Origin of the sequence: Caulobacter vibrioides, assembly GCF_002310375.3 — a bacterium.
Classification (GTDB): domain Bacteria; phylum Pseudomonadota; class Alphaproteobacteria; order Caulobacterales; family Caulobacteraceae; genus Caulobacter; species Caulobacter vibrioides_D.
Genome location: NZ_CP023315.3, coordinates 1,167,690 through 1,187,002 on the forward strand (window position 1 = coordinate 1,167,690; position 19,313 = coordinate 1,187,002).

Below are 19,313 nucleotides of genomic sequence, written 5' to 3' on the forward strand. Positions count from 1 at the left end.
GGCCCGCTTTGCGGGCGCCTCAGGATGAGGATTTCAGGGCGATAGGGCCTCATCCTGAGGTGCGCGCTCGTGAGCGCGCCGCGAAGGACGCGACGCCTTAAGCCTTCGCCGGCAGGAACTTCGGGTTACGCACCAGCGCCGCGCTGACCAGGGCGACCAGCACGCCGACCGGGAAGATCTCGGTGAAGGTCATGGGCATGCGCAAGAGCGGGTTGGCGTAGCTTCGCTTCATGGCTTCCAGGCTCGAGGCCAGCTTGGCGTACTCGGCGCCGGTGAGGCCGGCGGCCTTCTTTTGGGCCAGCGTGGCGGCGACATACTGCTCCATGTAGCTGTAGTCGGTGAGCGCCAGATAGACCTCCCAGATCAGGACGTAGGCGATCCCCGCCACCAACGCGACGCCCAGGCCGACCATCAGGGCGGGCCAGAACTTGATGACGCCGCCCAGCGCCTTGTCGCGGTGCGACTTGACCGCCAACAGGATCGACGACAGCCCGACCAGCATGATCAGGTAGCCCAGCCACAGGGTGTGCGGCGCTGAAAAGACGATCGTCGCGATGATGCCCAGGATGATAATCGCGCCGGAGATCAGGCCGTGGATCAGGATGGTGCGTTGCATGGTGTCCTCCTCCGCGCCGCCCCCTGCGACGCGCCCCGACAGCTGTCCCGTTTCCTGCTCGAAGCGGTATCGCCCAAAAGGGTGAGATCGACAGTTTCGCCCGATCGGACCTTGGTCAAGGTCGGGCGCAAGGTCAGGGGATCAGCGACAGCTCCCGCGCCTTGCCGACCGCCTGGGTTCGGCGGCTGACCTCCAGCTTGCCGTAGAGGTTGCCCACGTGGGTCTTGACGGTGTTGGGCGAGAGGCCGAGGTCGCGGGCGATCTCCTTGTTCGAGCGACCGGCCGCCAGACGCTCCAGCACCTTGATCTCCTGGCCCGTCAGACCAAGACTCGCCAGGGCCGCGTCGTTGCGCTGGAAGATCTCGGGGCGAGCACGAGCGGCGATCCGCCAACCGACCCAGACGCCGCCCCCGGCGAACGCGGCGCCGACCAGCCCGACATAGACCTGCCAGGAGAAGGCCCGCACGACAAAGCCGTACTCCAGCCATTGCAGAGCGAAGGCGCCCAGCGCCAGGACCAGCGCCCAGAGAACGACCGTGCGGATCATGGGCGAAAGGGTGCGTGAACCAAGCGGCGCGTCAAGGCTCAGGACAGGCGCGCCTTGGCCTCCGGCGGGGCGACTTGGTCGAACAGGATCTGAAGGTGCTGATCCTTGGCGTGATCGTTGTGCAGTTCCCAGGACAGCGAAACGGGCAGTCGCAGCCGGCCGCTATCCGGCAGGCGAGCGATCAACACACGCCAGGAAAAGCCTTCGCCCGGATCGCCCAGCGGGTCCTTGAACTCGACGGGCGCGGGGTCGCGCAGGCGGAATTTGCGCTCGGGATGAGCCTCGAACCAGGCGCGGTCGGCCTCGGCGGTGGGATCGGGAACGGCGACGAGCTTGGCGGTGACTTTGCGAACCATGGTCCGCAGATAGCATGTTTCGCGCCGGCGGGCGTTATGGGGTCACGGGGATGGGATCCGCCGCCGCTCCATCATCAGAATCGGCGAACCCTTGTAGATCGCCTGCGTCCTCAGCGTGAAGCCGACCTTGTTGGCCAGGGCGATGGAGGGGGCGTTCTCGACATTGATGATGCAGGGCACGACCTCGGGCGCCAGGGCCTGGTCGATCCAGGCCAGCCCGGCGCGGACCGCCTCGGTTCCAAAGCCCTGGCCATGCGACCAGGCCGCCAGCACCCACCCCATCTCGGGCAGGCCATAGAGGTTGGGTTCGAGCTCGCGCCGCAGGTCCCCGAAGCCGACCTCGCCGACATAGCGGCCCGTCGCGGTCTCCCGCACCGCCCAGTAGCCAAAGCCCAGCACCTCCCAGAGGCCCCGGGCGCGCATCAGCCGCGTCCAGCTTTCTTCTTCCGTGAAGGGGCGTCCGCCGACATGCTTGACCACCAGCGGGTCCATCCACATCGCCAGGCTGTCTTCGAAGTCGGCGAGGGTGGGCGGCGCCAGGGTCAGGCGATCGGTGGTCAGGGTCGGCGCGGGCATCGGGACTCGGCGTTTGCGAGGCTTGGTCCGCGCAGGCTACACCGACGGGCTCGAACCGGAAGACCACCATGACCACGCCGCAAGACGCCATCGCCGCGCGCCGCAAGCTGACCAACAAGCTGATCGCCGCCAAGGACGCCGCGCGCCTGCGGCCCTTCTTCGACCCGCGTGTCACCCTGATCGCTGGCGACGGCTCGCTGCTTCTGGGCGCCGAGGACGTGCTGGCCGCCTTCGCCGGCCAGTTCGCCGACAGGGGCTTCGTGGCCTATGTCCGCACGACCGAAGAGATCGCCCTCAACGCCGAGGGGACGCGCGCCGCCGAGCGCGGCCGCTGGGTCGGAACCTGGAAGGACGCCGCCGAGCAGTCGGGGACCTATCTGGCGACCTGGAAGAAGGTCACCGGGCAGTGGGTGATCGAGAACGAGCTGTTCGTCAGTTTGGCTTGATGGGACGGGCCGACTTGCGGCTTCGATCCTTGGCGGACCTTTCAGCGCCCCCTCCGTCACGTCGCCCATCGGCGCCGCGCCACCTCCCCCGCGATGCGGGTGAGGAGGAAGCGGCCGCGCTCCTGCCCCGCTTGCGGGGGAGGTGGATCGCTGCGGATACGCAGCGAGACGGAGGGGGCGTCCCTGCGTCCTTCGAGGCGCGCTCAAGAGCGCGCACCTCAGGATGAGGCGTTCAGCAGCCGTCATCCTCATCCTGAGGTGTGAGCCGAAGGCGAGCCTCGAAGGACGCACGACGGTAAAAGCCCGACCTCCCCGGCGAACGCCGGTGACGAAGACGCAGATCCTCCCCCACCAGGGGGAGGATCGGACCCCTCGACCACACGCACGCTTGAGCGTCCGCCCGTTCGCCGCGAAGATGACTCGGAATTAATTTAGCCGCGCCTCGGGCGGGGCTTACGCCTTCGTCCTTCAATACGCCTCTGGGGAGGAAAACCTTGCTCAATCGTCGTCACATGATGTTCGCCACCGCCGCCGCCGGCTTCGCCGCCACCGGCGGTCTGCCGTCCCTGGCCCTGGCCCGCGAGGGCGAGGTGGCCAAGCTGAACGCGCTGTTCGACGCGATCATGGCCAAGCAACTGCGCCAGTCGCCCGAGACGGCGACGGGCCTGGGCCTGGACAGCGGTGAGCTGGCCTGGACCAAGGGGCTGCTCACGGATCGCTCCGGCGCCGCCATTGACGCTGGCAAGGCTGAGGTCCGCACGCAACTGGCCGCGCTGCGCGCCATTGATCGCCGCGCGCTCAAGGGCATGGACGCGGCCAACTACGACACCGTCGAGTTCATCCTGGCGGTGATGGATGAAGGCAACAGCAAGTTCAGCTATGGCGGCGGCGGCTCGGGCGCGCCGTACGTGCTGAGCCAGCTGACCGGCTCCTACCAGCAGATGCCGGACTTCCTGGACACCCAGCACAGCATCGAGACCAAGGCCGACGCCGACGCCTATCTGTCGCGGATGGAGGGCTTTGCGCGCCTGATGGATCAGGAAACCGCCCTGGCCAAGCAGGACATGGCCGATGGCGTGATCCCGCCGGACTTCGTCATCGACAAGACCCTGATCCAGATGAAGGCCTTCGCCGACACGCCCACGGCCGAGACGACCCTGGTCAAGTCGATCGCGCGTCGCGCCAAGGACAAGAACATCGCCGGCGACTGGGCGGGCGAGGCTTCCAAGATCTACGAGAATTCCGTGCTGCCGGCCCTCAAGCGCCAGATCGCGCTGATGGAGAGCGTGCGCGGCAAGGCCACCCATGACGCCGGTGTGTGGCGCCTGAAGAACGGCGGCGACTACTACGCCGTCTCGCTGAAGAACTACACGACCTCCACCCTGACGCCGGACGAGATCCACCAACTGGGCCTGGATACGGTCAAGGCGATCGAGATCGAGGCCGACAAGCTGTTCAAGAAGATCGGCATGACCAAGGGTACGGTCGGCGATCGCATGCGCAAGCTGGGCGAGGACTTCTATCCCAACACGGACGAAGCCAAGGAACAGCTGATCAAGGACCTGAACGAAAAGGCCAAGTGGATCGAAAAGCAGCTGCCGGCCTATTTCGGCCAGCTGCCCAAGGCGCCGCTGGAGATCCGCCGCGTGCCCAAGGCCATCGAGGCCGGCGCGCCGGGCGGCTACTACAACTCACCCTCGCTGGATGGGAAGCGTCCGGGGATCTACTGGATCAACCTGCGCGACACCAAGGAGCAGGCCAAGTACACCCTGACCACCCTGACCGTGCACGAAGGCGTCCCGGGCCACCATCTGCAGCTGTCGCTGTCGAACGAGGCCAAGGGCCTGCCGCTGATCCGCAAGATCATCGGCTTCTCGGGCTACACCGAGGGCTGGGCGCTCTATTCCGAGCAACTGGCCGTCGAGATGGGCGTCTACAAGAACGACCCGCGCGGCCAGATCGGCATGCTGCACGACGCCCTATTCCGCGCCGTGCGCCTGGTGGTTGACACCGGCATGCACCACAAGAAGTGGAGCCGCGAGCAGGCCATCAAGTACATGGCCGAGACCATGGGCGACGAGGAAAGCGGCGCGATCACCGAGATCGAGCGCTATGTCGTGTGGCCGGGCCAGGCCTGCAGCTACATGATCGGCAAGATCGTCTGGCTGCGCGCCCGCGCCAAGGCTCAGAAGGCGCTCGGCAAGAAGTTCGACATCCGCGAGTTCCATGACGCGGGCCTGCTGTCGGGCATGACGCCGCTGACCGTGTTCGAGCGGGTGATCGACGACTACATCGTCAGCAAGGGCGGCAAGGCCTAGGAGGCGTTTTCAAGTATCCGATCTGATTGACTGTATCAGATCGCAGAAAGCTCCAGGCGCTGGTCACTTTGCGGAAGCGAAAGTTCCCAGTACCAGAAACAGTAAACCTCTTGTCATCCCGGAAGCCTCGCAGAGGCTATCCGGGACCCAGGGGCCGGCGCATTGCGGCCGCCCCTGGGTCCCGGCGCTACAGCCCGCTACGCGGTCTTCCGGCCGGGATGACGACGGAAAAGTGATGTCAGTCAACTGGGTCTGGGTGCTGGCGGCCGCTCCCGGCGATCCAACGCCCATTTGCTATAGGTTGGGCCGAAAACGGCTGCTACGGCGCGCCGATTGGGCGCCGCGCCGCAGCAGGTTGGTTAGCGCAGGCGGCTGTTCAGTTCGTGATACGCCGCGCTCAGGTCTGGGCCATCGGCGAAATCTGGGTCTTCTTCTAGGCTGCGAAGGCCTGGCCATCCGCGTAGAATATAGCCGTGCCTTTTGAATATTTCTCGTATCGCATCTTCGGTCATTTAAACCTCCTTAAGCGCTGCTGTCATTCGGCCACTTAGGATTAAGATGAACTCAGAAATCGCTCTCCGCTAGACTGTGCAAGCGGCCTAAAGACGTGCTACGAGGCCGCCGAAAATTTTTCGGCCCAATCCACCGCTGGATAGTATGTCGGGGAGGGGCGCTCTTTCCTAGCCCCAGCTATCCGCAGCGCCAGCGCGTCGCGCTACGGCCTTGACCGGCGCGGCGGGGCGCAGGGCGGCCAGCGGCTTGTCCGACGGCTTGCCGTACAGCCAGCCTTGGGCGAAGTCGACGCCGACATTGCGGATGACCTCCTCGACCTCGGCGGTCTCGACCATCTCCGCCACCGTGCGAACCTTCAGGTCGCGGCACAGCTCCACGAGGCGCCGCACAAGCGCTCCGTCGCGACTGTTGTCGGCCAGCTCGCGCACATAGCGACCGTCGATCTTGACGATGTCCAGCGCCAGTTGCTGCAAGTAGGAGAACGACGACGAACCGGCCCCGAAGTCGTCGAGACAGACCAGAGAGCCCATCGAACGCAGGCTCTGGATGTGCTGGTTGGCCACCGCCAGATTGTCGATGGCGCGGGTCTCGGTGATCTCGAAGATCAGTCGGCCCTTGGCCTCGTCGAACTTGCTGAGCAGCCGGCCCACATGGTCGACGAAGGACTCGTTGCCGATCGTCTGGCCCGACACATTGACCGCCAGCTTCAGCTTGCGCTCCGTATCGTTGGCCAGCTTCTTGACCGCCTGCTCGACAATGGCGTGGTCGAGCTCCTCGATCAGGTCGAACTCTTCGGCCATGCGGATCAGGGCGAACGGGCTGCCGCCGTCCTCGAAGCGAACAAGCACCTCGTGGTGATGCGCAAGGCCCGTGGCCAGCGACACGACGGGCTGGAAGGCCAGGTTGAACCGGCGCTGGCTGACGGCCACGCCCAGGGCGCCGGCGCGGGCCAGGGTGCGCTTGACCGACCGGTTCATCGCCTCCGACAGGGTCATCGGTGGGATGTCCTTCAGGCCCTCGCGCAGGAAGTCGTCCAAGGCGTAGCGCAGGGCGCGCATCGCCCGCGACGAACCGCCGCCGCCTTCAAGGGGCACCACATGGGCGCTGGCCTCGGCGCTGACCATGCGGGTCAGGCGCTTGATCATGTTCTCGGGACGGTCGTCGCGCTGGCGGAGCAGGGCGAACCGGTCGTCCGTCAGCTTGGTGGCGGCGGCGCCGCCATGGGCTTCGGCGCGCAGCGCGCTGGCCACCCGGACGTCCAGCGCCGCGGCCTCATCGGGAGACAGCCCCTCGCGCATGTCGCCCAGGCCGGAGAACTCGACCATGGCCAGTTCCAGCTCGATGCCCGTCACGCGGGCGGCCTCGAACAGGCCCTGGGCGATATCGTCGAACGACTCGCGCGGCTGCAGCGAGCTGGCCGTCAGCGGCGGACCGGCCGATTGCGCCGCCGTGATGGCCGCAGAGATGCGACCCTCGTTCTCGGGCAAGGCGCGCAGGATGACGCGGACGTGCTTGTCCCCGGGTTCAGCCAGGCGCAACACGACCGGACCGCGCCGCACGCCGTCGTCGGCGCAGCTGAGCATGGCTTCCATCAAGGGGCGGTCGTCGGCGTGAAACAGGTCCGCCCAGGCCTTGCCGGTCAGGGCGGCCTCGCTCTTGCCCATCACCTTCTGGGCGGCGCCCAAGGCCAGGCGCACGCGCCCGCTCTGCAATTCCACCAGCAGATCGGCGCTGGCGAAGGCCAGACCAAGAAGGCGACGCGGATCCAGCGACAAGTCGGCAATCCCCCCGAGTAAGCCACCTAACCTTGCATGCCGGGACTTAAGGACCGGTTTCGGCCGAGGCGTCTAGAAAACCCAATTCCGGTTTCGGGGGTGGGCGGCGGGTGCGACAGAAACGGTCGTTTCTGTCATGAGAACATCTTGCGAACCTGGAACAAAGCGTGTACTCGTTCACCATGTTCCACAGGTTGCTGAGGCGGGGCGCGCGAAGCGCCAATCGGGCGGCCGGAATCATGGAATAGAAGGCGGATCAATCATGACTAGTCAGGCGGCTTTGAAACTCGTGGCCAAGGAAGAAGGCGATAAGCAACGCGCGCTAGAGGCGGCTCTCGCCCAGATCGACCGCGCGTTCGGCAAGGGCTCGGTGATGAAGCTGGGCGAGAAGGGCAAGGTCGAGATCGAGTCGGTCTCCACGGGCTCTCTCGGCCTCGATATCGCGCTGGGCATCGGCGGTCTGCCCAAGGGGCGGATCATTGAGGTCTACGGCCCGGAAAGCTCGGGCAAGACGACCTTGGCCCTGCACGTGGTGGCCGAGGTGCAGAAGGCCGGCGGCACCGCCGCCTTCGTCGACGCCGAGCACGCGCTGGACCCGTCCTACGCCTTCAAGCTGGGCGTCAATCTCGACAACCTGCTGGTCTCGCAGCCCGACAACGGCGAACAGGCGCTGGAGATCACCGACACCCTGGTGCGCTCGGGCGCCGTCGACATCGTCGTGATCGACTCCGTGGCGGCCCTGACGCCCAAGGCTGAAATCGAAGGCGAGATGGGCGACAGCCTGCCGGGTCTTCAGGCGCGTTTGATGAGCCAGGCGCTGCGCAAGCTGACGGCCTCGATCAACAAGGCCAACACCATCGTCATCTTCATCAACCAGATCCGTCACAAGATCGGTGTGATGTACGGCAGCCCCGAGACGACCACGGGCGGCAACGCGCTGAAGTTCTACGCCTCGGTGCGTCTCGACATCCGCCGCACCGGCTCGGTGAAGGCGCGCGACGAGATCATCGGCAACAATGTCCGCGTGAAGGTGGTCAAGAACAAGGTGGCCCCGCCGTTCCGCGAGGTCGAGTTCGACATCATGTACGGCGAGGGCATCTCCAAGCTGGGCGAAGTCATCGACCTGGGCGTCAAGGCCGGGATCATCGACAAGGCCGGCTCGTGGTTCTCTTACGGCAGCCAGCGTATCGGCCAGGGCCGTGACAATGTTCGCGAGTTCCTGAAGACCAACCCCGACATCGCCGCTTCCATCGAAGCCGCCGTCCGCAAGTCGTCGCAGAAGATCGAGGAAGAGCTTCTGGTCGGCGGCCCGGAGGAGGGCGAAGAGGACTAGGCCCGGAGGCTCAAGGGTTTCGCGGCCTTCGCCCGCATTCGCGGGCGTTCCCCGCCTTCAACACGCCCGCGGCGGACCGCCGCGAAGGCCGCGATCAGGCCGCCTGGACCCCATGCCAGGCGGCCTACTCTTTTTAGCCGAGAGGTCGGGCCGTGGCACCTCGGCTTGATGGGGGCGGCATGCCGCGGGAACGTCGGGTTTCACCCCTGAGCGGACCTTGGCGTTGTTGCGTCCTTCGAGGCGCGCTCAAGAGCGCGCACCTCAGGATGAGGTCTTCAGCAGCAGTGTTCCTCATCCTGAGGCGTGAGCCGAAGGCGAGCCTCGAAGGACGCACGGGCGCCGCCTTACCCCCCCATCTCCGCCCGCGCCCACGCCGGCTAACGACACAGCCACCCGGCGAGCGCGGGGTGAGCGGACTGCGGCAAACAGGTCCTTTTCCGCCGCAACCCGCGCCCCCACCGCCAAGCCTGTTTCCCCTTCGCCGAAAACCGCGCTATGCAGCGCCCGACTTCCGGCCGCTCGCCGGACCGGTATTCAAGACTTTGAGACGCTCATGCCCAGCTTGAACGAGATCCGCAGCACCTTCCTCGACTACTTCGGCAAGGCCGATCACGCCGTGACGCCGTCGGCGCCGCTGGTGCCGCAGAACGATCCGACCCTGCTGTTCGTCAACGCCGGCATGGTGCCGTTCAAGAACGTGTTCACGGGCGCCGAGACCCCGGCCCATCCGCGCGCGGCCAGCTCGCAAAAGTGCGTCCGCGCCGGCGGCAAGCACAACGACCTGGACAATGTCGGCTACACCGCCCGCCACCACACCTTCTTCGAGATGCTGGGCAACTTCTCGTTCGGCGACTACTTCAAGGAACAGGCGATCCACCACGCCTGGACCCTGCTGACCGGCGAATTCAAGCTGCCCAAGGACAAGCTGCTGGTCACGGTCTACCACACCGACGACGAGGCGGCCGACCTGTGGAAGAAGATCGCCGGCCTGTCCGACGACCGCATCATCCGCATTCCCACCAGCGACAACTTCTGGTCCATGGGCGACACCGGCCCCTGCGGTCCGTGCTCGGAAATCTTCTTCGACCACGGCCCCCACATCGCGGGCGGCCCTCCCGGCAGCCCCGATGAAGACGGCGACCGCTTCATCGAGATCTGGAACCTGGTGTTCATGCAGTTCGAGCAGCTGGCCGGCGGTGAGCGCATCAGCCTGCCCAAGCCCTCGATCGACACCGGCATGGGCCTGGAGCGGATCGCCGCCGTGCTGCAGGGCCAGCACGACAACTACGACATCGACCTCTTCAAGGCCCTGATCGCCGCCAGCGTCGAGCTGACCGGCGTCAAGGCCGAGGGCGCCCAGGCGCCGTCGCACCGCGTGATCGCCGACCACCTGCGTTCGTCCTCGTTCCTGCTGGCTGATGGCGTGTCGCCGTCGAACGAGGGCCGCGGCTACGTCCTGCGCCGGATCATGCGCCGCGCCATGCGCCACGCCTATCTGCTGGGCGCCAGCGAGCCCCTGATGCACCGCCTGGCTCCGACCCTGGTCCGCGAGATGGGCCAGGCCTATCCGGAACTGCGCCGCGCCGAGGCCTCGATCGTCGAGACCCTGCGCCAGGAAGAAGAGCGCTTCCGCACCACGCTGGGTCGCGGCATGGGCTTGCTGGACGAGGCCACCGCCAACCTGGCCGCCGGCGGCGTGCTGGACGGCGAGACCGCCTTCAAGCTCTACGACACCTATGGCTTCCCGCTGGACCTGACGCAGGACGCCGTCCGCGCCAAGGGCCTGACGGTCGACACCGACGCCTTCGACGCGGCCATGCAGAAGCAGCGCGAGATGGCGCGCGCCAACTGGGCGGGCTCTGGCCAGCAAGGCGCGGCGGCGGCCTGGTTCTCGATCAAGGAAAAGGCCGGCGCCACCGACTTCGTCGGCTATGAGACCACCGAGACCACCGGCGTGGTGAAGGCGATCGTCGTGGACGGCGCCGAGGTCGAGAGCGCTTCGGCCGGGCAAACCGTCGAGGTCCTGCTGGACCGCACCAGCTTCTACGCCGAAAGCGGCGGTCAGGCCGGCGACACCGGCGTCATCGAGGCCCATGGCCGCGAGAGCCGCGTCATCGACACCCAGAAGCAGGCCGGCGAGCTGCACGTCCACCGCGTCGAACTGGCGAGCGACCTGAAGGTCGGCGACCAGGTCGTCGCCTCGGTCGACGCCGATCGTCGCCACACCACCCGCTCCAACCACTCGGCCGCCCACCTGGTGCACGCCGCCCTGCACCATGTGCTGGGCCCGCACGTCGCCCAGAAGGGCCAGATGGTCGATGGTGAGCGCATGCGCTTCGACTTCAGCCACGGCGGTCCGCTGACGCCCGACGAGCTCGACCGCATCGAGGCCGAGGTCAACGAGGTCATCCGCCAGAACGTCCCCGCCGAGACTAAGGAAATGGCCCCGCAGGAGGCCATCGAGGCCGGCGCCGTGGCGCTGTTCGGCGAAAAGTACGGCGACAGCGTCCGCGTCCTGACGCTCGGCAAGTCGCTGGCCGATGAGGCCAAGGCCTATTCGGTCGAACTGTGCGGCGGCACCCACGTCGCCCGCACCGGCGACATCGCCCTGTTCAAGATCGTCTCCGAGCAAGGCGTCGCCGCCGGCGTGCGCCGCATCGAGGCCCTGACCGGCGAGGCGGCCCGCCGCTTCCTGCTGGACCAGGCGGGCGTCGCCAAGGCGCTGGCTGACCAGTTCAAGACCCCGGTGGCCGAAGTCGCCACCCGCGTCGACGCCCTGATCGCCGACCGTAAGCGTCTCGAGAAGGAGCTGGCCGAGGCCAAGAAGCAGCTGGCCCTGGGCGGCGGCGGCGCGGCCTCGGGTCCTGAGGACATCAATGGCACGGCCCTGATCGCCCGCGTCCTGGACGGCGTCGGCGGCAAGGAGCTGCGCGGCGTGGCCGAGGAGTTCAAGAAACAGCTCACCAGCGGCGTCGTCGCCCTGGTCGGTACGTCGGACGGCAAGGCCGCCGTGACGGTGGCGGTCACCGCCGATCTGACGGGCAAGTTCAGCGCCGCTGACCTCGCCAAGGCCGCCGTGATCGCCATGGGCGGGCAGGGTGCAGGCGGCAAGGCCGACTTCGCCCAAGGCGGCGCGCCGGATGACAGCAAGGCCGAAGAGGGCCTGGCGGCCGTCAAGGCGGCGCTGGCGGGCTAAGGCTCGAAGCGCTCACGCCAAACAACAAGGCCCACCCTCCGTCGCGGAGCGGTGGGCTTTTTTGTTGGCGGCTTTGACGGGGGTGTTGATGGCGTCGTGGTCGCCGTCCTCGCCTTTTGACAGGCTCAGGGTGAGGACGACTGTTGGCGCAGGGTCGCACAAAATCCTCATCCTGAGCTTGTCGAAGGACGAGGATTTCCATCCGCATCGAGCGCCGGCGCTCAACGCGAATGCGACCAAGATCGAGGGTGTGGCGTCCGCCGTTTCGCGGCGGACGCCGGCTGCCTCAGCCCTTGAAGAACGCGGCCAGCTTGTTGCCGTCGGGATCGCGGACATAGGCCAGGTAGTAGCCCTCGCCATAGGTCGGACGCGGTCCGGGCGGGCCGGCGCAGACGCCGCCATGGGCCATGGCGGCGGCGTGGAAGGCGTCGACCTGCTCAGGCGACTCGGCCTTCAATCCGATCATGATGCCGTTGCCGGCCTTGGCGGGTTCGCCGTTCTCTGGCGAGCAGATCATCAGCGTGGCGTGCTCGGGGTCTGGCCCATAGCCGATCCAGTCGCCTTGTCGCCAAAGCCGCTGATTGCCCAGCGCGCCCAGGGCCGCGTCATAGAAGGCGCCAGCCCGGTCGGGGTCGCTGGCGCCGATGGTGATGTAGCTGATCATGTCGGTCTCCTCTTGGAGAAGACCTTAGCCGCCTAGCTGACACCGGCTGTCAGCAGGATCGCCACCAGCGACAGGGAGACGATCGAGATGGCGGTCGTCAGCGCTACGGTCCGCGCCGCGCCGCGCGGCCAGACGCCGTAGGCGCGGGTCTGGATGAAGACGTTCACCGCCGTCGGCGCGGCGGCCACCAGGGTCGCGCCGGCCCGGAACGCCGCAGGCGCGGGCGTCAGGCCGATCATCCACCAGACCAGCAGGGGGAAGACCAGCAGCTTGGCGAGCGCGGCCAGAGCGATGGGGGCGCTGGCCGGCGCGGGCTCGTCCTCGGTCTGGCGAAGGCCCAGCGCCGCCCCCAGGGCGACAAGGCCCACCGGACTGCCCGAGGCCGCCGCCATGCCGACGGCGCGGTCCAGGGGCTGGGGCAGGGCCAGATCCAGCAACGCCAGGAGCAGGCCCAGCAAGGCGGCCGCCACCACCGGATTGCGGAAGGCCTGCGCCGTCGAGCGCCAGACCGATCGTCCGGCCGCCCAGCCCAGAAGGCCCACCCCGGTCGCCGCCAGCACCACGAAGTCGGCCGCCACCGCGCCGGCCACCAGACGGGCCGTCTCGGGCCCCAGCACGGCGGCGGTGACGGGAAGCGCCAGGAAGGCGCTGTTGCCGACGCCAGACGCCATGGCGGCCCCCGCGCGCTCGCCTCGGGTCCAGCCCAGAAGGCGCCCGACAACCAGCAGGCCGCCCATGACCAGCAGGCCCACCAGCGCATAGGCCGCCAGCCCCGCCGTCAGTTCAGGGCCCGGGCGGCCCAGGCGCGACAGGGAATGGACGAGCAAGGCGGGGAAACCCACCCAATAGACATAGGCCGAGAGGCCCTGCGTCATCCGTGCGTCGAACAGCTGTAGCCGAGCGAGCGCGACGCCTGCGGCGACCAGCAGAAAGAATGGCCAGACGCGCCCGGCGACATCGACAACGAGCGCGATCACGGCGGTTGGATCAGCCCTGGCGCTCGTCGCCCGGCAGGCGGATATGCACCAGCTTCCAGGTGAACAGCGCCTTACGCTCGAAGGTGAAGATCGTGACCTTGCGGCTGGCGTCAGGACGCTTGACCGAGATCCGCACGCGGTTGGGATCCCAATAGGCGATGCCGGGGTAGGGGCCGCGCACCGTGTCGCGGATCTGGCCGCCCAGCGAGTCGTCGCGGCGCGAGGCGGGCGGCGCCTTGCCGGGCGCGTAGCCCCGCGTCAGGGCCGAGACGCCGGCCACGGTCAGGTAGCGATCGACCTTGGGCTCAGGCGGGGCGATGGGCTCGATGGCCTTCTTGAAGACGCTCATCGGATCGCGCCACAGCGATGGGGCTTCGGGCTTGGCGGCCGGGGCGTCGGCGATCAACTGCCCGGTCAGGCTGCGGCGCACGGCCGGGAAATCGACCAGTTGCCCGATCGCCTGGACATCCTCGTACTGCGCGGCGGCCTTCAGCGCGCGGAAGGCGAACCAAGGCGCGCTCGCGAAGGCGGCGGCGAACGCGAAGATCGCCAGCACGATCAGGTCCCAGATCCGCTTTTGCAGAGTCATGCCGCCTCCGAAAGGTTAACGCGGATAGATCAGGTCTCGGCGCGCCTCGCAAGACCGCTCGCGCGTGACGGGCGCCCAAGAAAAACGCCCCGGAGGAGGACCTCCGGGGCGCTTCACTCATGGGCTAGAGGCCCAGAGTTTTTAGGCCATGGCCTTCTTCAGGTTCTCGTCGATCTTGTCGAGGAAGCCTTCGGTGGTCAGCCAGCCTTGCTTGTCGCCGACCAGCAGGGCCAGGTCCTTGGTCATGAAGCCGCTTTCGACGGTGTCGACGCAGACCTTTTCCAGGGTCAGGGCGAAGTTGGCCAGGTCCTGGTTGTCGTCCAGCTTGGCGCGGTGGGCCAGGCCACGCGTCCAGGCGAAGATCGAGGCGATCGAGTTGGTCGAGGTGCTCTGACCCTTCTGGTGCTGGCGGTAGTGGCGGGTCACGGTGCCGTGGGCGGCTTCGGCTTCCACCGTCTGGCCGTCCGGGGTCATTAGCACCGAGGTCATCAGGCCCAGCGAGCCGAAGCCCTGGGCGACGATGTCCGACTGCACGTCGCCGTCGTAGTTCTTGCAGGCCCAGACGTAGCCGCCCGACCACTTGAGGGCCGAGGCCACCATGTCGTCGATCAGGCGGTGCTCGTAGTGGATGCCGGCGGCCTTGAACTGCTCGGCGTAATGCGCGTCGAAGATCTCCTGGAAGATGTCCTTGAAGCGGCCGTCATAGGCTTTCAGGATCGTGTTCTTGGTGGAGAGATAGACCGGATAGTTGCGGGCCAGGCCGTAGGCGAACGAGGCGTGGGCGAAGTCGCGGATCGACTCGTCCAGATTGTACATGCCCATGGCCACGCCGGCACCGGGGGCCTTGTAGATCTCGTGCTCGATGACCGAGCCGTCCTCGCCGACGAACTTCATCGTCAGGGTGCCCTTGCCCGGGAACAGGAAGTCGGTGGCCTTGTACTGGTCGCCGAACGCGTGGCGGCCGACGATGATCGGCTGGGTCCAGCCCGGCACCAGGCGCGGCACGTTCTGGCAGATGATCGGCTCACGGAAGATCACGCCGCCCAGGATGTTGCGGATGGTGCCGTTGGGCGACTTCCACATCTTCTTGAGCTTGAACTCCTCGACGCGTTGCTCGTCGGGGGTGATGGTGGCGCACTTGACGGCGACGCCGTGGCGCTTGGTGGCGTTGGCCGCGTCGATCGTCACCTGGTCGTCAGTGGCGTCCCGATTCTCGACCGACAGGTCGTAGTAGTCGAGTTCCAGATCCAGGTACGGGAAGATCAGCTTGTCCTTGATGAGCTTCCAGATGATGCGGGTCATTTCATCGCCGTCCATGTCGACGACGGGATTGGCGACTTTGATCTTGGCCATTGCGGGGATGTTCCTCTGGCGGTGGCGCGCCTGCGGCGTTCTGGCGCACAGGGCCAGTACGCGGCGCGGACCGGGAGGCTATAGACTGTTGCGTCGCGGGGGAAAAGCCGATCGGTATGGCGCCGCTACGAACTTGAGCGTTCGAGTATCCGGTTTTGGGTGAAGAGTCCGAGGGGCGGGCTCAAAGGGCGGGCCAGGGAGCAAGCTTGGACAACGGTTCGGGTGCGATTGCCGGAGTGACCGCGCCGCTGGCGCGGCGGCTGCTGACGATGGTGGCGATCCTGTCGATCGCTGTGACCAGCGTCGCGACCGCAGCAGCCTTCATCTTCGTGCGCGAGAGCGCGGCCGACACCCAGACGCGGCATCTGGCTGAATATGTCGGGGAGCGGGTCAAGACCGAGGATCGGTTGTTCTCTGATCTGGTCAGGGTGCACGACGCGGCCCGCGAGTCGCTGACCCGGCGCCTTGATCATCAGCCCGCTGCGCCGATCACGGCCGAGTTTGAGCGCCTCTATCCCGAGAAGGGCGATGGCACCCGCCGTTCAGCCCCCGCGCTTTATGATGGCGTGCGGGTCGATGGCCATTACGTTCATGGCCTGGGCGGCTATCTGCGCGACGCGAAGGCCATGAGCCGGGCCGAACAGGCGCTGTTCGTCGCGGCCGCCGACGTGGTGGCGGGCGCGGGCGAGGCGCAGATCCGCCACTACGACAACTTCTACTTCTTCACGCCGCAGACGCGTCTGGTGATGTTTGGCCCGCTACGCGAGGACAGGCTTGAGTACTATCGGCGTGACGCGCCCAATACGCTGGACATCTCCAAGGAGGAGATGACGACCTTGACCCTGCCGGAGAACAATCCAGAGCGGGTCATGAAATGCACCAAGCTGCGGCGCCTGATCTCCGATCCCAGCGGTCGGGGGCTCAACGCGGCCTGCATGACGCCCTTCTACTACAAGGGCCAGTTCATGGGCGCGTTCGGCACAAGCCTGTCGCTCGACTCCTATCTTCTGCGCGCCGTCGCCGACGCCCTGCCTGGCGGGTCGAACATGATCGTCGCTGATGACGGCGAGTTGGTGGCCGCGCAGGGGCTCTCGCGGAACGGCTTCGTCGACGCGGACCTGCTGCGACGGTTCGAGGTCGACAATGATCTCAAAGCCCTGATGAGCCGAATCCGCGCGGGCAAGCGTGACGTCGGCGCGGTGCTGTCGCCCGACGGCGACCGGTTGGTGGCCTATGGCCGCCTGGTGGAGCCCGGTTGGTGGTTCCTGATGAGCTTCCCATCCAGCGACCTTGTCTGGTCGTCGCTCAAGACCGCCTCGTGGGTTCTGCTGTTCGGCTTCTTCGGCGTGCTGCTGCAGGTGCTGCTGCTGCATCGCTTGACCAACCAGATGGTCGCCGCGCCGCTGCAGGCGCTGGCAGACGCCCAGCAGCAGGGCGATCCGGCCGCCGCGCGTCCGTTCGAGGCGCGACCCGACGAGATCGGCTCCCTAGCGCGGGCGCTGCGCCGACAACGCGAACGTTACGAGGACCTGTTCCGCTCCTTGGAGCAGCGCGTGGCCGTGCGCACCGCCGAGTTGGAGCGGGCCAACCAGGCCAAGTCGGTATTCCTGGCCAACATGTCCCACGAACTGCGCACGCCGCTGAACGGCGTCATCGCCATCGGCGACCGTCTGGCCGAGGAGGAAGACGCCGGGACCCGCCGCGAGCTGGCCTCGCTGGTGACCTCGTCCGGCCGATTGCTGGAGCAGGTGCTGGGCGACATCCTGGATGTCTCCAAGATCGAAGCGGGCCAATTCCAGCTGAGTCCGGTGCCGTTCGACCTGGTCCAGCTGGTGCGCGGCATGGCCGAGCTGCACGCGGCCGCGGCGGAGGCCAAGCAGCTGACGTTCCGCTGGTCGGTCTCGCCGGACGCCGAAGGGTCCTATGATGGCGATGCGGGGCGGATCAGCCAGATCCTCTCCAACCTGCTGGCCAATGCGGTCAAGTTCACGGCGACGGGCGAGGTCTCCCTGGACGTCGACCGTCAGGGCGAGGCGCTGCGCTTCGTCGTCCGCGATACGGGCGTCGGGTTCGACGACGCCGTGCGCGACCGCCTGTTCAAGCGCTTCGTCCAGGCCGACCAGTCGATCACGCGCCAGTTCGGCGGCACGGGCCTTGGCCTCTCGATCTGCGCGGCCCTCGCCGAGATGATGCAAGGGTCGATCACGGCCGAAGCGACACTGGGGCAGGGCGCCTGCTTCGAAGTCGTCCTGCCGCTGCCGCGCTGCGCCGAAGTCACCGATGTGGCGGTCGAGGAAGATCGCGAGATCTCGCTGGAAGGCATGCGGGTGCTGGTGGCCGAGGACCATCCGACCAACCGCAAGGTGGTCGAGATCGTCCTCCAGCCCTTCGGCGTGGACCTGACCATGGTCGAGGACGGTCAGGCCGCGCTGGACGCGCTGGAGCAGGGGCGCTTCGACGCGGTCCTGATGGACATGCAGATGCCGGTGCTGGACGGCCTGTCGGCCACCCGCGCGATCCGGGCGCGGGAGAAGGCCGCCGGCGCCTCGCCGATCCTGGTGATCATGCTGACCGCCAACGCCATGGAGGAGCATGTGGCCTCGGCGCGTGCGGCGGGGGCCGATCTGCATCTGGCCAAGCCGCTGCATCCGGCCCAGCTGCTCGAGGCCCTGGCGCGGGTGCGGCGCTAGAAGCGCTTGCATCCGGCGGCCGGTCGGCGGCAAAGGACACCGATGACAGACGCCGCCGCCTTCAAGCCCGTCCCCCCCTGCGTGATCCTCAACGAACCCCAACTGGCCGAGAACATCGGCTCGGTGGCGCGGGTCATGGCCAATTTCGGCCTGTGGGATTTGCGCCTCGTTCGGCCGCGCGACGGCTGGCCGCAGGAGCGGGCGTGGGCCAGCGCCTCGGGCGCGCACTGGCCGCTGGACGACGCCAGGGTGTTCGACACGCTCGAGGCGGCGATCGCCGACCTCAAGCTGGTCTACGCCACCACCGCGCGGCCGCGCGAGACGCGCCTGCCGGTCTATACGCCGCGCGAAAGCGCCGGCCATCTGGCCGAAGAAGTCGCCCAAGGACGGGCCGTCGGCCTGCTGTTCGGGGGCGAGCGGGCGGGCTTGGAGACCCATGACATCGCGCTGTGCCAAGCCATCGTCTCGATCCCGATCGACGAGCGCTTCCGCTCGCTGAACCTGGCCCAGGCGGTGTCGATCAACGCCTACGAATGGAAGATGACCCAGGACGACCGCCCTTGGCGGAAGTTCGAGCACAACGTCGAGGAGCCGGCCGATCAGGCCACGCTGCTGGGTCTCTACGAGCATCTCGAGGGCGAGCTGGAGAAGGCGGGCTTCTATCACCCGCCCGAGAAGAAGCCGTCGATGGTGCGCAATCTGCGGGTCCCGCTGGCGCGCGCGCGGTTGTCCGACCAGGAGGTTCGCACCTTCCGTGGCGTGATCACCGCGCTCAGCAAGGGGCGCGGCCGCGTTCTGGCCAAGCTGGCCGAAAAGGCCAAGAAGGACGCCCCTTAAGGGCGCGGCGTCCTTGCGGATTTTGACTTCGATCATCCGCGTGCGGCCTTGTCGAGCGCACGGTCAGGGTCGTGATCCAGCAAGGAGCCTTCCATGAACCCCGACGCCATCACCCTGGTCGTTGTCGCCGACGGCCGCCGCGCCCGACTGCTTGAGCAGCGTCGCATCGACGGCCCGCTGCATGACCGCCCCGAGTGGCTCTCGGACGTCAAGGAGCACCACGATCACGGCGCGCCCAGCCATATCACCCACAGCGGCGACGCCCACGACCGCGCCGAAAAGGCGTTCCTGAACACTCTGGCGAAACGCGTCGACGCGGTGCTGGCGCATAACACCATCGACCAGGTGATCCTGATCGCGCCGCCGCGCGCCCTGGGCCACCTGCGCGAGGCGCTGTCGCCCGCCGCCACCAAGAAGGTGGCCGGCTCCGACGCCCACGACCGGGTGGACGCCACGATCATCACCCTGGAAAGCGCCGTCCACGCCGCGCGTATGGCTCACGCGGTCTAGACGTCCGTCTGATCGAC

General features: G+C 67.3%; 17 protein-coding genes and 2 pseudogenes. 8 read left to right on the top strand and 11 right to left on the bottom strand.

Going from position 1 to position 19,313, the window contains the following annotated elements; translation table 11 throughout:
* Nucleotides 1-97: 97 nt before the first annotated feature.
* The 4 genes from CA606_RS05405 to CA606_RS05420 all read right to left on the bottom strand — a co-directional run bounded on the left by CA606_RS05405 (nt 98) and on the right by CA606_RS05420 (nt 2,095).
* The gene (locus tag CA606_RS05405; protein ID WP_096052057.1) at nt 98-616 is read right to left on the bottom strand and encodes a DUF4199 domain-containing protein; all 519 of its coding nucleotides are present in this window, start codon (nt 614-616) and stop codon (nt 98-100) included.
* Nucleotides 617-749: 133 nt separating this feature from the next.
* Nucleotides 750-1,163, bottom strand: a complete 414-nt coding sequence (locus CA606_RS05410) for a helix-turn-helix transcriptional regulator (RefSeq protein WP_096052056.1) — start codon at nt 1,161-1,163, stop codon at nt 750-752.
* A 38-nt stretch (nt 1,164-1,201) separates the two neighbouring features.
* Nucleotides 1,202-1,519, bottom strand: a complete 318-nt coding sequence (locus CA606_RS05415) for a hypothetical protein (RefSeq protein ID WP_096052055.1) — start codon at nt 1,517-1,519, stop codon at nt 1,202-1,204.
* Between the two features lie 42 nt (nt 1,520-1,561).
* On the bottom strand, nt 1,562-2,095 hold the full coding sequence (locus tag CA606_RS05420; protein ID WP_096052054.1) for a GNAT family N-acetyltransferase: 534 nt from the start codon (nt 2,093-2,095) through the stop codon (nt 1,562-1,564).
* 68 nt (nt 2,096-2,163) lie between these two features.
* Between CA606_RS05420 and CA606_RS05425 the strand changes: the two genes are divergently transcribed.
* Entirely contained in the window at nt 2,164-2,541 is a 378-nt protein-coding gene (locus CA606_RS05425) for a nuclear transport factor 2 family protein (RefSeq protein ID WP_096052053.1), read from the top strand.
* A 56-nt stretch (nt 2,542-2,597) separates the two neighbouring features.
* Here CA606_RS05425 and CA606_RS19955 read toward each other — a convergent pair.
* Nucleotides 2,598-2,732, bottom strand: a pseudogene (locus tag CA606_RS19955) (hypothetical protein); the annotation flags it as partial.
* 303 nt (nt 2,733-3,035) lie between these two features.
* On the opposite strand from CA606_RS19955, the gene CA606_RS05430 reads away from it, so the two are divergent.
* On the top strand, nt 3,036-4,859 hold the full coding sequence (locus tag CA606_RS05430; RefSeq protein WP_096052052.1) for a DUF885 domain-containing protein: 1,824 nt from the start codon (nt 3,036-3,038) through the stop codon (nt 4,857-4,859).
* A gap of 359 nt (nt 4,860-5,218) precedes the next feature.
* Here CA606_RS05430 and CA606_RS05435 read toward each other — a convergent pair whose 3' ends face one another.
* On the bottom strand, nt 5,219-5,371 hold the full coding sequence (locus CA606_RS05435) for a hypothetical protein (protein WP_181242796.1): 153 nt from the start codon (nt 5,369-5,371) through the stop codon (nt 5,219-5,221).
* A gap of 168 nt (nt 5,372-5,539) precedes the next feature.
* Nucleotides 5,540-7,147: an EAL domain-containing protein gene (locus CA606_RS05440; protein WP_096052051.1), complete on the bottom strand. Its 1,608-nt coding sequence runs from the start codon at nt 7,145-7,147 to the stop codon at nt 5,540-5,542.
* 262 nt (nt 7,148-7,409) lie between these two features.
* On the opposite strand from CA606_RS05440, the gene recA reads away from it, so the two are divergent.
* The 3 genes and pseudogenes from recA to CA606_RS19960 all read left to right on the top strand — a co-directional run.
* Nucleotides 7,410-8,480 carry a recombinase RecA gene (gene recA, locus CA606_RS05445; RefSeq protein ID WP_096052050.1) on the top strand — a complete coding sequence of 357 codons (1,071 nt, stop codon included), beginning with the start codon at nt 7,410-7,412 and terminating at the stop codon, nt 8,478-8,480.
* A gap of 553 nt (nt 8,481-9,033) precedes the next feature.
* Complete coding sequence (alaS, locus tag CA606_RS05450) at nt 9,034-11,676, top strand: alanine--tRNA ligase (RefSeq protein ID WP_096052049.1); 2,643 nt, start codon at nt 9,034-9,036, stop codon at nt 11,674-11,676.
* Between the two features lie 91 nt (nt 11,677-11,767).
* Nucleotides 11,768-11,875: pseudogene (locus CA606_RS19960) on the top strand (hypothetical protein); the annotation flags it as partial.
* Between the two features lie 87 nt (nt 11,876-11,962).
* Here CA606_RS19960 and CA606_RS05455 read toward each other — a convergent pair.
* The 4 genes from CA606_RS05455 to CA606_RS05470 form a co-directional block, all read right to left on the bottom strand.
* Entirely contained in the window at nt 11,963-12,340 is a 378-nt protein-coding gene (locus CA606_RS05455; RefSeq protein WP_096052048.1) for a VOC family protein, read from the bottom strand.
* 32 nt (nt 12,341-12,372) lie between these two features.
* Complete coding sequence (locus CA606_RS05460; RefSeq protein WP_096053860.1) at nt 12,373-13,314, bottom strand: AEC family transporter; 942 nt, start codon at nt 13,312-13,314, stop codon at nt 12,373-12,375.
* A gap of 13 nt (nt 13,315-13,327) precedes the next feature.
* Entirely contained in the window at nt 13,328-13,906 is a 579-nt protein-coding gene (locus tag CA606_RS05465; RefSeq protein WP_096052047.1) for a DUF2939 domain-containing protein, read from the bottom strand.
* A 141-nt stretch (nt 13,907-14,047) separates the two neighbouring features.
* On the bottom strand, nt 14,048-15,259 hold the full coding sequence (locus CA606_RS05470; protein WP_096052046.1) for an NADP-dependent isocitrate dehydrogenase: 1,212 nt from the start codon (nt 15,257-15,259) through the stop codon (nt 14,048-14,050).
* 269 nt (nt 15,260-15,528) lie between these two features.
* Between CA606_RS05470 and CA606_RS05475 the strand changes: the two genes are divergently transcribed.
* The 3 genes from CA606_RS05475 (at nt 15,529) to CA606_RS05485 (ending at nt 19,296) form a co-directional block, all read left to right on the top strand.
* Nucleotides 15,529-17,949, top strand: a complete 2,421-nt coding sequence (locus CA606_RS05475; RefSeq protein ID WP_233282199.1) for an ATP-binding protein — start codon at nt 15,529-15,531, stop codon at nt 17,947-17,949.
* 42 nt (nt 17,950-17,991) lie between these two features.
* On the top strand, nt 17,992-18,786 hold the full coding sequence (locus CA606_RS05480) for an RNA methyltransferase (RefSeq protein WP_181242799.1): 795 nt from the start codon (nt 17,992-17,994) through the stop codon (nt 18,784-18,786).
* Between the two features lie 93 nt (nt 18,787-18,879).
* Entirely contained in the window at nt 18,880-19,296 is a 417-nt protein-coding gene (locus CA606_RS05485) for a host attachment protein (RefSeq protein ID WP_096052044.1), read from the top strand.
* Nucleotides 19,297-19,313 lie beyond the last annotated feature (17 nt).

What these genes read in the sequence shown, in the direction of transcription:
- CA606_RS05470 (WP_096052046.1), bottom strand. Translation starts at nt 15,259, where the DNA reads ATGGCCAAGATCAAAGTCGCCAATCCCGTCGTCGACATGGACGGCGAT.
- CA606_RS05475 (WP_233282199.1), top strand. Translation starts at nt 15,529, where the DNA reads ATGGTGGCGATCCTGTCGATCGCTGTGACCAGCGTCGCGACCGCAGCA.
- CA606_RS05405 (WP_096052057.1), bottom strand. Translation starts at nt 616, where the DNA reads ATGCAACGCACCATCCTGATCCACGGCCTGATCTCCGGCGCGATTATC.
- CA606_RS05455 (WP_096052048.1), bottom strand. Translation starts at nt 12,340, where the DNA reads ATGATCAGCTACATCACCATCGGCGCCAGCGACCCCGACCGGGCTGGC.
- alaS (WP_096052049.1), top strand. Translation starts at nt 9,034, where the DNA reads ATGCCCAGCTTGAACGAGATCCGCAGCACCTTCCTCGACTACTTCGGC.
- CA606_RS05465 (WP_096052047.1), bottom strand. Translation starts at nt 13,906, where the DNA reads ATGACTCTGCAAAAGCGGATCTGGGACCTGATCGTGCTGGCGATCTTC.
- CA606_RS05480 (WP_181242799.1), top strand. Translation starts at nt 17,992, where the DNA reads ATGACAGACGCCGCCGCCTTCAAGCCCGTCCCCCCCTGCGTGATCCTC.
- CA606_RS05435 (WP_181242796.1), bottom strand. Translation starts at nt 5,371, where the DNA reads ATGACCGAAGATGCGATACGAGAAATATTCAAAAGGCACGGCTATATT.
- CA606_RS05485 (WP_096052044.1), top strand. Translation starts at nt 18,880, where the DNA reads ATGAACCCCGACGCCATCACCCTGGTCGTTGTCGCCGACGGCCGCCGC.
- CA606_RS05410 (WP_096052056.1), bottom strand. Translation starts at nt 1,163, where the DNA reads ATGATCCGCACGGTCGTTCTCTGGGCGCTGGTCCTGGCGCTGGGCGCC.
- recA (WP_096052050.1), top strand. Translation starts at nt 7,410, where the DNA reads ATGACTAGTCAGGCGGCTTTGAAACTCGTGGCCAAGGAAGAAGGCGAT.
- CA606_RS05425 (WP_096052053.1), top strand. Translation starts at nt 2,164, where the DNA reads ATGACCACGCCGCAAGACGCCATCGCCGCGCGCCGCAAGCTGACCAAC.
- CA606_RS05415 (WP_096052055.1), bottom strand. Translation starts at nt 1,519, where the DNA reads ATGGTTCGCAAAGTCACCGCCAAGCTCGTCGCCGTTCCCGATCCCACC.
- CA606_RS05420 (WP_096052054.1), bottom strand. Translation starts at nt 2,095, where the DNA reads ATGCCCGCGCCGACCCTGACCACCGATCGCCTGACCCTGGCGCCGCCC.